13 protein-coding genes, 1 tRNA gene and 1 pseudogene are annotated in these 14955 nt (G+C 70.8%); 6 read left to right on the forward strand and 9 right to left on the reverse strand.

All coding sequences use genetic code 11. The features are described 5' to 3' along the window. Positions 1–109: 109 nt before the first annotated feature. The 5 genes from bcp to ACMCNK_RS28435 all read right to left on the reverse strand — a co-directional run bounded on the left by bcp (position 110) and on the right by ACMCNK_RS28435 (position 3554). Positions 110–586 carry a thioredoxin-dependent thiol peroxidase gene (gene bcp, locus ACMCNK_RS28415; RefSeq protein WP_412739405.1) on the reverse strand — a complete coding sequence of 159 codons (477 nt, stop codon included), beginning with the start codon at positions 584–586 and terminating at the stop codon, positions 110–112. Next, the gene (locus ACMCNK_RS28420) at positions 583–1590 is read right to left on the reverse strand and encodes a hypothetical protein (protein WP_412739406.1); all 1008 of its coding nucleotides are present in this window, start codon (positions 1588–1590) and stop codon (positions 583–585) included. The genes bcp and ACMCNK_RS28420 overlap by 4 nt, the downstream gene beginning before the upstream one ends. Continuing rightward, positions 1587–2333, reverse strand: a complete 747-nt coding sequence (locus ACMCNK_RS28425) for a DsbA family protein (protein ID WP_412739407.1) — start codon at positions 2331–2333, stop codon at positions 1587–1589. Before ACMCNK_RS28425 ends, ACMCNK_RS28420 begins: the two co-directional genes overlap by 4 nt. Then, positions 2330–2881: a MauE/DoxX family redox-associated membrane protein gene (locus ACMCNK_RS28430; RefSeq protein ID WP_412739408.1), complete on the reverse strand. Its 552-nt coding sequence runs from the start codon at positions 2879–2881 to the stop codon at positions 2330–2332. Before ACMCNK_RS28430 ends, ACMCNK_RS28425 begins: the two co-directional genes overlap by 4 nt. 136 nt (positions 2882–3017) lie before the next feature. Beyond that, positions 3018–3554, reverse strand: coding sequence for a sigma-70 family RNA polymerase sigma factor (locus tag ACMCNK_RS28435; protein WP_412739409.1), 537 nt, complete (start codon positions 3552–3554; stop codon positions 3018–3020). 218 nt (positions 3555–3772) lie between these two features. On the opposite strand from ACMCNK_RS28435, the gene ACMCNK_RS28440 reads away from it, so the two are divergent. The 4 genes from ACMCNK_RS28440 to ACMCNK_RS28455 all read left to right on the forward strand — a co-directional run bounded on the left by ACMCNK_RS28440 (position 3773) and on the right by ACMCNK_RS28455 (position 9865). Further along, positions 3773–5437: a copper resistance CopC/CopD family protein gene (locus tag ACMCNK_RS28440; protein WP_412739410.1), complete on the forward strand. Its 1665-nt coding sequence runs from the start codon at positions 3773–3775 to the stop codon at positions 5435–5437. Between the two features lie 129 nt (positions 5438–5566). Further along, entirely contained in the window at positions 5567–8812 is a 3246-nt protein-coding gene (locus tag ACMCNK_RS28445) for a hypothetical protein (RefSeq protein ID WP_412739411.1), read from the forward strand. A 273-nt stretch (positions 8813–9085) separates the two neighbouring features. Next, positions 9086–9676: an oligoribonuclease gene (gene orn / locus ACMCNK_RS28450; RefSeq protein WP_412739412.1), complete on the forward strand. Its 591-nt coding sequence runs from the start codon at positions 9086–9088 to the stop codon at positions 9674–9676. Between the two features lie 113 nt (positions 9677–9789). After that, positions 9790–9865: transfer RNA gene (locus ACMCNK_RS28455), tRNA-His, on the forward strand. Positions 9866–9920: 55 nt separating this feature from the next. On the opposite strand, the gene ACMCNK_RS28460 is transcribed toward ACMCNK_RS28455, so the two are convergent. Next, positions 9921–10784 (reverse strand): hypothetical protein, encoded by an 864-nt coding sequence (locus ACMCNK_RS28460; RefSeq protein ID WP_412739413.1) that lies wholly within the window; start codon positions 10782–10784, stop codon positions 9921–9923. Between the two features lies 1 nt (position 10785). Here ACMCNK_RS28460 and ACMCNK_RS28465 point away from each other — a divergent pair, with 1 nt between their 5' ends. Further along, positions 10786–11061 carry a hypothetical protein gene (locus ACMCNK_RS28465; protein ID WP_412739414.1) on the forward strand — a complete coding sequence of 92 codons (276 nt, stop codon included), beginning with the start codon at positions 10786–10788 and terminating at the stop codon, positions 11059–11061. A 169-nt stretch (positions 11062–11230) separates the two neighbouring features. Here ACMCNK_RS28465 and ACMCNK_RS28470 read toward each other — a convergent pair whose 3' ends face one another. Continuing rightward, positions 11231–12058, reverse strand: coding sequence for an RICIN domain-containing protein (locus tag ACMCNK_RS28470; protein ID WP_412739415.1), 828 nt, complete (start codon positions 12056–12058; stop codon positions 11231–11233). Positions 12059–12564: 506 nt separating this feature from the next. Between ACMCNK_RS28470 and ACMCNK_RS28475 the strand changes: the two are divergent. After that, a pseudogene (locus tag ACMCNK_RS28475) lies at positions 12565–12749 on the forward strand (DNA-binding protein). 867 nt (positions 12750–13616) lie between these two features. Here the strand turns inward: ACMCNK_RS28475 and ACMCNK_RS28480 are convergent. After that, a complete protein-coding gene (locus ACMCNK_RS28480) occupies positions 13617–13823 on the reverse strand; it encodes a DUF6199 family natural product biosynthesis protein (protein WP_412739416.1) in 207 nt (68 codons plus the stop codon). Positions 13824–14515: 692 nt separating this feature from the next. Continuing rightward, a complete protein-coding gene (locus tag ACMCNK_RS28485) occupies positions 14516–14905 on the reverse strand; it encodes a hypothetical protein (protein WP_412739417.1) in 390 nt (129 codons plus the stop codon). Positions 14906–14955: the final 50 nt, after the last annotated feature.

The following is a 14955-nucleotide window of genomic DNA, read 5'->3' on the forward strand; positions in this document are numbered from 1 at the left end:
GCGGAGGCCACCGAGGGGGACCCCGGCGACCGCCGCCGACGGACGGCATTTGGCTGACCGTTTTATCGACCGCCGAGCCAGGAATCCGCGGAATTCACAGGAATCGTGGTCAGTCGATGCCCAGGTCGCGCCGCAGTTTCGCCACGTGGCCGGTCGCCTTCACGTTGTACAGCGCCCGTTCGATGCGGCCCTGCTCGTCGATGACGAAGGTGGAGCGGATGACCCCGGTGACCGTTTTGCCGTACAACTGCTTCTCACCGTACGCGCCGTACGCGGTCAGCACGCTCTTGTCCTCATCGCCGACCAGCGGGAACGTGATGGCGTCCCGCTCGCGGAACTTGGCGAGCTTGCCCGGGCCGTCCGGGGAGATGCCGACGACCTCGTAGCCGTGCGCCTGCAGCGATGCGAGCGAGTCGCGGAAGTCACACGCCTGTGTGGTGCAGCCGGGGGTCATCGCGGCGGGGTACGCGTACAGCACGACGCGGCGGCCGCGGAGGTCCTTGAGGGAGAGGTTGTCGCCGGTGTCCGTGGGCAGCGTGAACTCGGGCGCGGGGTCACCGGGCGCCAGGCGGGCGGTCTCAGTCATGCGTCGACCATATCGGGGGCCTCGGATCTGCGACGCAGACCCGCGACACCGGTCACGGCCGTGCCCAGCCCCGCCCCGAGCGCCACGAGCACGGCGGCGCGGGCGCACCACGCGGGGCCCGGGGCATCGACGACCGCCTGCCGCCAGACCCCCACCTCGGCCAGCCCCGCGAACACGGCCAGCACCGCCCCGCCGACCGCCAGCGGAAACGCGGCGCCCGGTGGACGCTGGGATGCGCGGGTCACGGCCACGACGCCCGCCAGGACGGCGAGGGCGGCCGCCACCACGGCCGGCAGGACGCCGGGAGTGCCGGCGAGCGCCCGGCTCACCGCGTACCCGACGACGATCGTGCCCGCGAGCACAGCGAGCGCCCCGGCGGCCCGGCGGTGCCACCGGCCCGCGGCCGCTACCGCGACCGCCAGCAGCGCGGCGCCCAGCCACCATGCCCAGGCCCGCGGCGGGGGCACCCAGTCGAGGGTGCCGCGCACCTCGAAGGTGCTGGTCGCGGCGCGCAGCGGCACGGTCCAGTCGCTGAGGCGGTGGGTGTGCGCCGGGTCGGCCGCCGCCGCGGGCGGCAGGCCGTCGCCGAGCCATCGGGTACGCCGGTCGTGCCAGCGCACGCTCGGCCCGGCGGAGATCCGGCTCCACCGCGGAGCCGCGGCCGGGTCGGCGCCCGCGGGCACCGGCGTGTCCCCGGCCAGGGTGCGGTTCAGGTACGTGGTGGGGGAGGCCAGATTCTCGTACGCCCCGTCCGGGCGCACCTCCAGGTACGGCTCCCCGGAGTACCCGAGCACCTCGACCGGGTGCCCGGTGTGGTTGACCAGTTCCAGCCGCGCCCCCGCCTCGACGGCCCGCACCGTGAGTCCCGGCTGCGGCGGGCTCACCGCGGTCACCGCCACCCGGTACGCGGTGGCGTCGGGCGCGTCCCCGCCGTGCGCGAACGCAGGCGTGGCCGGTACGACGAGCGCACCGGCCACCGCGAGGATCAGGGTGAGCCGTCTCACCCCTTGGCTGCCTCGATCGCCTTGGTCACGTCGGCGGTGCTGGGCATCCCGTTGTTCGGGCCGGTCACCTGCTTGCCCGCGACGACGACCGTGGGCGTGCCGCTGTACCCGCGGGCGGAGAACGTGTCCGTGGCCTTGCCCGCCCACGGCACGTACGTCTTCTTCTTCACCGCGTCGGTGAACGTCGCGTCGGTGAGCCCGACCGTGCGGCCCAGCTCGATCAGCTTGTCGTCGGTCAGCCCGGGAGTGTCCTCGGCGGGCTGGTTCGCGTACAGCACGTCGTGGTACTCGACGAACTTGCCGCCCTGGGCTGCCGCGGCCGCCGCCCCGGCCGAGCGGCTGGAGTACTGGGTGCCCTGCGAGGCGCGGTCCAGGATCGCGACCGGGTGGTACCGCAGGGTGATCTCGTTCTTCGCGGCGAGCTCGCGCAGCGCGGCGCTCGACTGGGACTCGAACGCGCGGCAGACCGGGCACATGAAGTCCTCGTACAGGTCGACCACGACCGGCCCGGAGCCGACCGGGAACGCGGTGCCGTGGTCGACCGCGACGCCGGGGACGACCAGCTTGCCCGCGTCGGCGCTCTGCTGGTTCGAGGAGACCGCCCACCCGACCAGGCCGGCGGCGACCAGGAGGAAGACCACGGCGACGCTGGTCCACAGCGTCACCTTGCGGCGCCGCTCGCGGGCCTTCTGCTGTTCGACGATCCGCTTGGCCTTGTTCCGGTCCTTGCCCGCCTTGCTCATCGTTCCCCCATCCCGGAGTCGTCCAGGGTGCTCGTGTCCTCCCCGGCAGGCAGTTCGCCGAGGAGGTAGCCGTCCAGTGAGAATCGGGTGCGTGGCCGCCACAGCAGGATCCCGGCCAGGACCAGGAAGCCCAGGTCGCGCAGGATCTCCCAGAGATAGCTGGGGTCGATGCCGGCGGCCAGGTCACCGCCGCGGCTGAAGCAGCCGCAGTCGATGGCCAGCCCACGCGCCCACGCCGAGACGATCCCGGCGATGAACACCACCAGCAGGACCGCGGAGATGCCCGCGGTGAGCCGTACCGCCAGCCCGATCAGCAGCAGCAACCCGAGGGCGATCTCCAGGAACGGCTGCGCCGCCCCGACCACCTTGGCCGCGTCGTACGGCATCAGCCGGTACGCGTTGACCGCGCGCCCGGATCCGGCCAGGTCACCGACCTTGGTGGCGCCCGCGACCAGCCAGACCAGGGCGAGCCCGAACCGGGCCACCGTGGAGATCCACAGCCAGACGGCTTCGGTACGGGCGGGTGGGCTCGTGTCCCCCGTGTCCATGTTCACGCCTCATTGGTCGGTGGCGGCGGGTCGCGCGGTTCCCCCGAACCGCTGTGAATCGGCTGGCAGTCCCGATCACCCGCCGCGCACGAGCAAACCGCCGGGAACCCGGTCCCGGCCAGGGCCGTTGGTCCTCTCAGCTGGCCCGGGCGGCGGTGACCGCGGTCACCAGTTCCTCGCGGGCCCGGGCGACCCGGGACCGGATCGTGCCGACCGGCACACCCTCGACGTCCGCGGCCTCCGCGTACGAAAGGCCGAGGACCTGGGTGAGCACGAACGCGGTCCGGCGCTCCTCGCTCAGCGCGCGCAGCAGGTCGGCCGTGCCCAGGCGCAGCGCCGGGTCCGGGTGCGGGGTCTCGGTCCAGGCCTGCGCGGCGAGCCGCGCGTCCAGCCGCCGCCGGCGCACGACCGCGCGCAGGTGGTCGGCGCAGGTGCGCCGGGCGATCCCGAGCAGCCACGTACGCGCGGTGGAACGCGCCTCGAACGCGGGCAGCGCCCGGAATGCCCGCAGGTAGGTCTCCTGCGTCAGGTCGTCGGCGGCCCCCGGGTCGACCAGGGCGGCCGCGAAGCGCCACACCTCCGCCTGGGTGGCACGGACGAACGCGGCCTGGGCCGCGGGATCTCCGGCGCGGGCGGCGAGGGCGAGAGCGGTGGCGTCGTCGGGGGGCGTCACGAGCGGCAATGGTACGCGGCGGAAAATGTCGGTGCCGTCCGGAACCATCCGGGCCGTGCCGACGACTATCCGCCCGTGGCAGAGTGCGGAACGACGACCGGGTGGGCCCGGCGTGCCCCCATCGGGGAGCATGGCCGTCATGACCCGCGCACTCTCGCCCTTGACTCCGGGCGGTCGATCATGACTCAGCCGTTCCCGCCGCACCGGCAGCGACGCTCATGATCCAGGACCGTTTCCGCCGGCGCCGGGCGTTCACGGCCGCTGCGGGCCTGCTGTTCGGGCTGCTCGCCGTGCTGTTGGGCCCGGCCGCCCCGGCCAGCGCGCACGCCGTGCTGGTGGCCAGCGACCCGCAGAACGGCACGATCGTGCCGGACGCACCCAACCGGGTCACGCTGACGTTCAGCGAGTCGGTCCAACCGGTCGAGGGCCGCATCCAGGTCCTCGGCCCGGACGGCAAGCGCGCCGACTCCGGCGACCCGCAGGCAGCCGGGGCCACGGTGACGGTCCCGCTGCGGTCCGGCGGTGGCCGCGGGACGTACGTGGTGAGCTTCCGGGTCATCTCCGCCGACAGCCATCCGATCGGCGGCAGCATCAGCTATTCGGTCGGCGAGACGTCGACACCGCCGACCGGGGCGGGTGACGCCGCGGCGAGCGACCCGGTGGTGCGCACGCTGATCTCGGTCGGCAAATACCTCGGGTACGCGGGCCTGGTGCTGCTGATCGGCCCGGTGCTGGTGCTGGCGCTGCTGTGGCCGCACCGGCTGTCGCGCCGCGGCCCGGCCCGGGTGGTGTACACCGGGATCGGCCTGGTGCTGGGCAGCACCGTGCTGGCCCTGTGGCTGCAGGCGCCGTACGCGACCGGCGGGTCCTTGTTCGACTTCGGGTTCGGTGACGTGCGCGACGTGCTGGGCAGCACGTTCGGCGCGGTCATGCTGGTGCGCCTCGGGGTGATCTGCGCGGCCACGGTGCTGCTGCGGCCCCTGCTGCGGACCGGCGGCGGCGAGTCCAAGGCGGACCTTGCCCTGCTCGGGGCGCTCGGGGTGGCAGCGCTGGCCACGTGGCCGCTGAGCGGGCACCCGACCGCCTCCCCGGTCGCCGGGGTTTCCGTGGTGCTGGACGCGATCCATCTCGCGGCCATGGCGGTGTGGCTGGGCGGGCTGTTCATGTTGCTGGTGTTCCTGCTGCCCCAGGCGGACGCGCGGGAGCTGACCGCGATCCTGCCGATCTGGTCACGGTGGGCGGCCACCGCGGTGAGCGCGCTGCTGCTGGCCGGCGTGGTTCAAGCCCTGATCGAGGTGGCCTCGCTGGACGGCCTGGTGAACAGCACGTACGGGCGGCTCATCCTGGTCAAGGCCGGCCTGGCCGCGGTGGTGATCGCGGTGGCGGCGGTGGCCCGCAACGTGGTGCGCAAGGGCGGCGTGGCGGAGAGCCCGCGTCCGCTGCGCCGGCTGGTCGGTGTGGAGCTGGGCGTGTCCGCGGTGGTGCTGGCGGTCACCGCGGCGCTGGTGCAGATCGCCCCGCCGCGCACGGCCGAGGCGGCCGAGATCGCCGCGACGAAGAACACCACGGTGAGCCAGACGCTGCGGAACTCGTCGATGTCGTTGCAGGTGGACATCTTCCCCGCGACGGTCGGCAACAACTCCCTGCACCTGTACGCGTACACGCCGGACAACAAGCCGCTGCCGGTGGTGGAGTGGACGGCCACCGCCGCCCTGCCCGCCAAGGGCATCGAGCCGATCGACGTGCCGCTGCTGCGGATCACGGACTTCCACGCGATCGGCGACGTCGGACTGCCCGCGGCCGGGGACTGGACGTTCAAGTTCACGGTACGGACCAGCGACATCGACCAGTCCACGGTGACCATGACCGCCAAGATCTCCTAGCTCGTCCCCGCAACGGCCCGGCTGGTGATGTCCCTGAAGGGGCCCGGCCGGGCCGTTGTCATGCATCCCGGGACCTAAGTACCTGTTTGCCCTTTTTCCGGCCGTTTCGGTCTGTATGGTCTGCGGAGTATGACCGGAAAGGGGGACAAGCTGATGCGGGTGATCCGCACGATCCTCGGCATGCTGATGTTGACCATCGGGCTACCGGCCCTGCTCGGGGGAGCAGTGCTGTGGACCGTGATGCAGCACCGCGACGCGGGCGGCGCGTTCAGCGGCAACATCCAGCAGATGACGACGCCCGGGTACGCCGTGGTCGTCGACGACCTCGACGCACTGCTGCGCCGCGACGCCCCCTTCACCCGTTCGGGTGGGACACGCCTACGGCTGACTGCCGCGGCCGCCGACGGCCCGGCCTTCATCGGCATCGCCCCCGCCCGCAAGGCCGCCGCGTACCTCGACGGCGTGCCGCACGCCACCGTACGGTCGATCGACCTCGCCACCGGCGCCCTGCCCGTCGGCATCCAGCAGGTCACCGGGCGGCGCGCGCCGACCAAACGCCCCGGCGAACTGGCGATCTGGACCAAAGCCGCCGGCGGGTCCCTCGACTGGGCCGAACACGACCTGCGCGGTGGCCCGTACAGCCTGGTCATCATGAGCCGCGCAGCACAGGCCGACCTGCACCTGCAGACCACCGCCGAGGTACGCCCCGGCTGGCTGAACACCACCACATGGGCGCTGTTCGTGTTCGGCAGCATGCTGGTCCTGGGCGGCATGATCCTGCTCGCCTGGCCGGTACGCCGACGCGACCTCGTGTACGTGGTCGAACCCAGCCAGATGCCCGAGCTGATGAAGAGGATCGGCCTCCCGCTGCCCTTGCCGCGTTCCGGTGGCGGCCGGCACGCCGCGGCCACCCGCCCCCGTACGCTCGCCGACGCCCTGGCCAAGAGCGGCCGTTCACTGCCGCAGCTGAGCTGGCCGCCGCTGCGTCCGTTGCAGAGGTCCCGGCCCGGTGCCGCGGCCGGGCCTTCCGATGCCGTCCCCGTGGATGCCGTCCCCGTGGATGCCGTCCCCGTGGATGCCGTCCCCGTGGATGCCGTGCCCGTGGATGCCGTGCCCGCGGATGCCGTCCCTGCGGATGCGGGGCATTCGGATGCCGTCTCCGCGGACGGCGTGGCCGGACGCGCGGACGCCCCGCCGGTCTCGACGGCCGGCCAGCCCGGGTCTCCCGCGCAGTCGACCGGTTCCGGCCCCGGCGCCGGTGCCCCAGCAGGGTCCTCGCCGCAGCGTGCCCGCGCGGCCGGTGACGGCGAAACCGGACCGCAGCGCAAGTCGCCCGCGCCCGGCCAGCCGATCGGCCTGATCGGCAGCGCGGCGTCCGGCCCCGGAACCGCCACGCCCGAGCCGGCGTTCGGCCGGCCCGGATACCGATCCATCCGCCGCCGGGGTACGCCCGCGGACGGCGCCCCCGCTTTCGAAGCGTCCGCGGTCGGCGCCTGGGTGGCCGAAACAGCGGCCGCCCGCGCCAAGGAGACCGAGGCGCGCGCCGCGGCGGCGCTGGCCGCGGCAGCATCACGCGGTGCCGACGCGTCGAGTACCACCCCAGCCGACGCGGCTACGCCCGGAGCAGACTCGTCCGCAGCGGACTCGAAGGCGCCGTCGTCCAAGCCCGCCCCACAGGTCGTGGCCAAGGACGCTCCGGGAGCCCGGGGATATGTCACCGGCGCCCGGGCCACGGACTGGGCAGCCACCGGCCTGACCCGAACCGGCTCGAACCGCGCCGAACCACAGGCCCCCGGCGCTGCGACCCGTCCGGCCACCGCGCCGAACAGCGAGCGCACGCCCCGCCTGGCCGCGGCGGCTGAGGGTCAGCGTCCGGTGGGTGCCGAGGTCCGTCCGGCTGTGGCGGCTGAGGCTCAGCGACCGGTGGGTGCCGAGGCCCGTCCGGCTGTGGCGGCTGATGGACTGCGTCCGGCGGGTGCCGATGCCGGTTCCGAGTCCGCTTCGGACGGCCAGCGCAAGGTTGCTGACGGGCCCTCCGCCGCGAAGCCGGCCGCCGCAGTCCCCGCCGTCGCAGGACTCCCGGCGGTCCCCGGCGTTCGCGACCAGAAGGGGCCGTCCGCCGTACCCGCCAAAGACGATGGGGCAGCCACGCCCCGCGGCAAGGAACCCAAGCCTGCGACCTCGGGCCCGCCCGCGGCCGGTTCCGCGACGGCTGCGCCGACCATCCGCCCGGGCAGTCCAAGCCAACCCGGTGCGGGGGGTGCCGACGTTCGGGCAGCGGGCGTCAGCGTCACCGGTGTCGCGGATGGCGCAAAGCCCGGATCGGTTACGAGCGCAGCGGCGGACCGCGCCAAGCCGTCACCGACCATGACCGGTGCGGCCGGGTCCACGACGCCCGCTGAGGTTCGGCCGGCCCCGAGCACGGCTACTGCCGCCAAGGTGGATGGTGCGAAGGTGCGCGGCGGCGGCACGTCGGGCACCGCGCGCGCGGCCGCGGACGACGCCGGTGCTGCGCGGGCGGAGCAGAAGAAGGCGACGGCGCGGCCGAAGATCGGTGGCCTCGGGCCCAAGGCGACCGGCGCCGCCCCGACCGGCACTTCCGCCGGTGCCGCGGCCACCCAGCGCCCGACCTCGAAGAATCCGGCCGCCGCAGCAAAGCCCGGAACGGACTCCGCGATGTCCGTACCGAGCCAGGTGGCGCCGGTGTCGGGTGCCCCGAGCCCGGGTAGTGCTGTCCCGAGCGGCTCCGGTGTCAAGGCTTCCCCGGAGGCGGCCGGTACCGCGGCGCCCGTGCCGCCGTCCGATCGCCCATCCCGGACGATGTCGAAGGCCGCGCCCCCCCGGCCTGCCTCGGGTGGCGCCCGGACCGCGGAGCAACCGACGACACCGCCGCAAGGCCTTGCCGGTCGATCCGCTGCGGTGTCGTCGGACACCGGTGTGAAGGACGGCAGTTCCCGATCCGCCCACGCTGCCGCGGGGTCGCGTGCCAACACGGGCACTGCGGTCGGTGGTGCGGCCGGCGTGTCAACGGCGCCGGTCAAGGAGGCGTCCGCTCCGCCGAAACCGGTGAGCGGACAGCGGTCCGGCGCGACCAACCCGACCGCTCCCGTCGCGGCCTCGGCAGCTCCCGGCGCCGTGGAGGCGAAGGCAGCCGGCGCGGCCAAGCCCGCGGTTGCCGCCACGGAGAAGGCCGCCAGGCCTGCGGTTGCCGCCACGGAGAAGGCCGCCAAGCAGTCGCAATTGTCGAACTATCAGGAGGAGGCAGCGAAGCTCCTGGCCGGAACGCCCGCCCGGCGCAAGCGGGACACCGCTGCCGACGAGCAGCCCCCCACCAAGCCCACCGGCCGGGGAGTTGCAAAACCTCGTAGCGAGTAGTCGAGCAAGAAACGTAGGGCCGCCTCGTCGGGCGGCCCTACGCCGTTCGGGTCACCTACGCGAAAGGGCCCTCCGCGCTGCCGACGTGGAGGGCCCTTTACCGGGGGAACGGAGTAACCGAAGGGGGTTTCGTCCGTTAAGCACAGTTTAGCCCTGACTCGGGGCTGCCGGGAAGATCTGGCCATAAATTGTGCATAACAGACTTAACGTCCCTGACCGGCTGGTATGGCCGACGGCGCAGCGCGTCGACCGGCCGACGCGTAGGCTGTCCGCGTGGCGGATCTTCTGGTGTGGATCGATTGTGAAATGACGGGTCTCGACCTCGGCAAGGACGCGTTGATCGAGGTGGCCGCGCTGGTCACCGACCCCGATCTCAACGTCCTCGGCGACGGCGTCGACCTGGTCATCCACGCCGACGACGCGGCCCTCGACGCCATGCCCGAGGTCGTGCGGGACATGCATGCGAAGTCCGGCCTCACCGAGGAAGTCCGTCGCTCCGCGATCACCATGGCAGAGGCGGAGGACGCCGTTCTGACGTACGTGCGGGAGTTCGTGCGGTCCCCGCGGACCGCGCCCCTGTGCGGCAACTCGATCGCGACGGACCGGGGCTTCCTGGCCCGCGACATGCCGACGCTCGACTCCTACCTGCACTATCGGATGATCGACGTCTCGTCGATCAAGGAGTTGTGCCGGCGCTGGTATCCGCGGGTGTACTTCGGCCAGCCCGCCAAGGGGCTCGCCCACCGGGCGCTCGCCGACATCCGGGAGAGCATCCGCGAGCTCGAGTACTACCGCCGGACGGTCTTCGTACCTCAGCCCGGGCCGGACGTGGAAGCCGCCCGGGCGATCGCGGCCGAGCTGTAGCCCGTCCGGACAACCCGCCCGCGCGTACGGGGAACCCGCTCGACGGGCGGGCGGCGCGTGTGGCTATGATTGTCCGGCGCGTGCCGCGGTGAACACCGCTGCGCGGCGGCATGGTGGTCGTAGCTCAGCTGGTAGAGCACCGGGTTGTGGTCCCGGATGTCGCGGGTTCGAGCCCCGTCGATCACCCCAGAGAAATAGCAGGTCAGAAGGGCCGCGCCGGGAAACCGGCCCGGCCCTTCTGCCATCAGGTGCCCGATTTTGGGAGCCATTTGGGAGCAGCGCTCCGGACGGAGCCCGATTCGGCACCTCTGAACGGGGCCAGCGCGGCATCCAGCAGGCCCACCGACGACCGGGGCGCCAGCGCCGCCGCTCCCGCAGCGCGCCCACCCACAGCTCCTGCAGCACGGCTCGCAGATCGTCGAGCATCCGTGACGTCACGTGACTGTAGACGCCCCCGCATCCCCGGCACCTCATGCCCCATCTGGTGCGACTGCAGAACATAGCCGGCCTCGTCCATCCATGTCTGGTATCCGTGGCGCAACCCGTGCGGCGTGAGCCCGGTCAGGATGGGCGTCCAGCAGGCCAGCCGGTGCTGGTCCGAGACCTTCGGACGGCCACGACCCTGGGGCGGAACGTACGGCTGGCCGGGTCGCGCCGCCGGCCACGACGGCAACGGCCGTCCCGGCCAGGACTGCTGCAGGTCCACCAGCACCGGCATGCTCGGCCGGGCGGGGGAGCGCTGCGGATACCACCCGTCGGCGGCCGGCCGGAACGCCCGGTCGCTGTAGTTGGATCTACGAAAATGCCCGGCTCGCGAGCCCAGGAACGCGTACGAGACGCCCGTGCACCAAGCGATGGCCTCGTCATCCGTGCGAGCCGAGCAGTTGCAGCGCACCGGTGAACCCGATGACAGGTGTGTCGCCAGCAGCTCCGGCAGGAACGGCGGGACGACCACCGTGCGCATGGATCCGTCCTTGGGGCGACCGCGGTAGAAGCGCCCGTTGAGTTCGTACAGCTTCCAGTGGACGTCGATTGCATCGTCCCGGATGCACGTCGGCGACAGCCCGACGATCTCGCTCCATCGCCTGCCGGTGAACGCCAGTGTCACGATGACCGCGAGCTACATGCGGCGGGTCCTCGACCCGGCCGAGAACCCGATCGCCGTGGTGGGCGAGCTGATGGGTGCGCTGACCGAGCCGCCGTACCGCGATGACCTTCCTGGTGCCGGTGAGCTCTACCGGGTCTGGGCCGACCTGTCGGGCATCGTGGACGGCCGGCCCGTCGACTACGGCGACGAGAGTGAGGTCATCGCGGTGCGGGAATGCCGTCAGGCGGCCCAGGACTGGCTCGCCATGCCGCGCACCATCGGCGGGCTCCGTAGATAGGTGAGAGGGCCCTGCGACCCGCCACCGCTGCGTTTTACGACCCCGGCGGTTCCGGGTAGGGCGGCCGTCCGCCTGGCACGGAAAGGGCTGCCGCGCACGCGGCAGCCCTTTCCGTGTGGTGCTGAAGTCGGCCGGGAGTGCTGGCCGTCGGCGCTGCTGCGGACGTCCGTCAGGCCAGGACGGGCCCTTGGCCGGTCGAGAAGGCGAACATGTCGTTCGTGTCCTTCGGGTAACCGACATCGGGGATCTTGCTGCACGTGAACTGAATCAGATCTGTACCGTCACGGCCCGAGCCGCCCTGAACGTTCAGGCACTTCCCGCTACCGACGTTGACGAGCTGGAAGTCGCCGCGTTCGTGCTTGACCCCGTTCTCGTAGAAGTGGCCCTTGACCATTCGCCAACGGTCGCTGGTCGCAACGCCCTGGCAGGGGAACTGAACGACCTTGGCACTGTTGGCCTTGGAGCCACCCTTCACGTTCATGCACAGGTCGCTCTTGTCGTTGATGATGTGGTACGTTCCGTCACTAAGCTTCACGAAGACCCACTTTTGGTGGATTTTGTAGCTGCATTTGAAGATCTGTACCTGGGCATTATGTGCACGCGAGGCTCCCTGCGTTTCCACGCATTTGGAGAACTTAGCCGCCGCGAGGCCGGTGGCACCGGGTGTGGCCCCCGCTTCTGCCGCCACACCGCCGGTCAGTACCGCCAAAGGAGTTGCCGCGACCGCCGCCGCGAAGACAAGTGCAAGGCGTCTCGTCAGTTGCATTCCATCCCCCATGATGAGTCCCGAACTTGATGAGCGACGACCATACAGGACCGGCAACCGGCCGCGGTTACCCGATACATTGGCAAATAGCGATGGCGCCCGAATTGATGCAATTGGCCGGGTGCCTGCACCGGCCATGATCAGCACATCAGAATGACCGAATCGTAACGGTTCCTGGCTCATCGGGAACACGGCCGGACGCGCCCGGAATTCCTGGCCGAGCAGCCGCAACAGCTCGGGCCAGTCGATAGCCGGCGCGATTCCGCCGACACCACAAAGTCCGTTCGGGGTGCTCCGTTGTCAACCGCCCGCGGGCCGTTAACCAGAAGGGCATGCTCAAAGAGGCGGAGAAGTTCTAAAGCCCTTCAGAGCCGGAGGATCCGAAGTAGGGCGCCCGGCGACTGGTGGGCGCCGCGGGAGGTGCAACGGCTTCGACCTTTGTCGGCACACCCACTCAAGATGCCACCCATATACCAAGACCGTACGGGTGCTCGGCTCTCAATCGCCCGTACGGCCGTTAACCCGATGGGGATGACTAAACTGTGACGCAACACCGCACGACAGCCGCGACCTCTATCACCTAGCCGTGCTCCACCTGCGGAACCTGCAGAGACAGGCGCTCAGGCGGTCCAGGGGTTTGGGGCTACCCGGATTGCCGTCCAGCGAGACGTGACCCTTGGCTGAGGATAGGCCCATGACTATAGTCATACCGCATGGTGGGCGCGCGACTGCACCTCATGGGTGCCCACGAAATCCGGGTCAGGCTCGGCGGAGTTAGCCGACAGCGGCCTTATCAGATCACCAGTCGTGCGGACCTCCAAAGCCCGTCGCCGACCTGGAACAGGGCAAAGTCTGGCTGGCCGGGGACGTCGAGACCTGGATCGGCGTTCATCGACCCCAGCAGGCGGGACTGAGCCGCTAACCACTGCACGGCACCCACGATCGGCTCGGTACGGATTCTCCGATGTGCAGACGTGGCTGCGCCGGGCAAGCGGTGCGCCGACCTTGGCCTGCAGCCAGCGACGGGACCGCCTGTACCGGATGCTTACCGAACTCGTCCGACAGCTAGGCCAGGATTCCGCTCCACACCTGATCAACGGGCATGGGACTTCGGTGACGATCTCGCCCTCCGGAGGCGAGGATCCACAGTCCCCCCAAGATCAAAGGACTGGTGCTGGCGGGTCGTGTGGCGTTGGGGCGTGCCCCAGTACTACACCGCAGGGACGTCAGCATGATTCGGTTTAGCCGCTCGGCCTCGCCTTTCCATGCCCGTAACGTGGCAATCGTCGCCAGCGTGTCCGGGTGTTCGTCACTGAGCAGCGAGTGTGTCAGATAGATGCCGTTGCGCCGCCACCCGCACGTGGCTTCGTTCGCGAGTTTGGGCACCAAGTGTTCGCGACTTTCGGCACCACTTTGCCAGCACCGCTCGCCGTAATGTTCGTGAGAACCGGCACCACTCGCGGATCTTGACCGCCCGGTGGCGGCGACGGTCTCTCAGGAGCCCGCTCACGCTGCGTGCAGGCGCTCATGAAGCCCCTCTGAGCCGTGGGTGCGCGGACCTGCCGGTGAGAGTGCGCCGACCATGCTTGCAATGAAGCTGGCCATGGTCGTTATCGTCATCGCCACGTAGGCGATGACGAGCTGCAAGGTGAGCCTTCCGGAGAGGCTCGAGGTTAGGAACGTGGTGTTGGTCGAGACCGGCCTGGCCCTCCGCGGCCTGGAAAGATTTCTCCACAATCCAGGGAGCTCCGGCCACCCACACGAGTTGGACGAGGGTGGTCGTCCGGGATCAGCCCCGTGACTCGAGCACCAGGCCGATCGCCCCGGCGACGAACGCCACTCCGCAGAGCCGGATCAGCCACACGTAGACCCGACTCGGCTCGAGCCCCTCGCTGTTGCGGAACTTCCACCTAGACTGCCGGGCGACAGCAGCGGGGCGTGCCACCATATGCAGACCGATGGCAGCCAGTAAAGCGGCGGCCAACCAGAGCTTCACAGATGGTTCCTCTCAGCCATCAATGTCTCCCAGCAGGGTATACGGAATCGGCAGGCATGCGGCGGTGGTCGTGTGAGTCAGTCCTACTGCTGAGAGCGTCTATTCGACTGTCACGTGTTTCGCCGCCGATGAGCGGCCAGCGCCGCCCAGACAGCAACTCTCCGGACGCATCCTCATCTAGCCGCAGACAAGGCGTGCCCTGTTTCAGACACCCGTCACGGTGCGTGAACGGTGTTCCCGGCCGACGACACGTGAGCGGGTCCCGCTTGGGGTGGTGCCCAAACTCGCGAACATCAAAATAGGTGAGATCTCGGTGGTGCCGAAAGTCAGCGACATCTGGTGCCCAAACTCGCGAACAAAACCACGCACGAGACCTGCTCATTGGGAGCGAGGATGGGAGCGCCGGGGGAGCGGGAGCTGCGGTCAGGGGAGGTCAGGCGTGGTTATCGGGTGCCGAGTAACGTCGCTGACCTGGCGAAATGCAGATGAGCCCGACGCCTGACTGCTAATGACCTTGGTTGTGGTACCGGATGTCGCGGGTTCGAGCCCCTCGATCACCCCAGATGGCCAGTAATTGGCAGAACAGGCCCGGTCACCGACTGGGCCTGTTCTTTGTCGGGCCACTGGTCCGGGCCTTTTCATTTTCAGCGCGCCGGTCCGGGCCTGGGCTGCACGCGGGCGCGGTCGCCGGTTCAGCCGACGGTCTCCAGACCTGAGTCCTCGCACACCTTGGACATCTCCGAGGCCGCCGCGCTGACGGCAGCCACCGCGTCCGGCTCCCGGTCGGTCCCGTGCACCGCCACGGCCGCCTCGTACGCCTCACCCAGCCGTCGTGCCGCATCCGCGACCGGGGCGTCCGCGGTCGCGCTGGCCGCGACGATGTCGTCGACGACTCCCGGCTGCATGAGCGTCCCATCCGCGATCGCCCGGGTCAGCTTTCCGCAGGTCACCGTTCCGGGCGGGTCATCCGCGACGGTGCCGGCGCTGGGTGATGCGGTCGTGGGGGCCGGCGGGGTGGCGGGCCCACCCGAGCATCCGGCCAGCGCAACCAGGAGCACGACAGCGATGAGTGACCGCGGCATCAGCTCAGCGTAGGTGCCGTCGGGGTGGGCCGGCCGGAACGGCGCGGGCC

Origin of the sequence: Krasilnikovia sp. MM14-A1259 (assembly GCF_047159535.1) — a bacterium.
Taxonomy (GTDB): Bacteria; Actinomycetota; Actinomycetes; order Mycobacteriales; family Micromonosporaceae; genus Actinoplanes.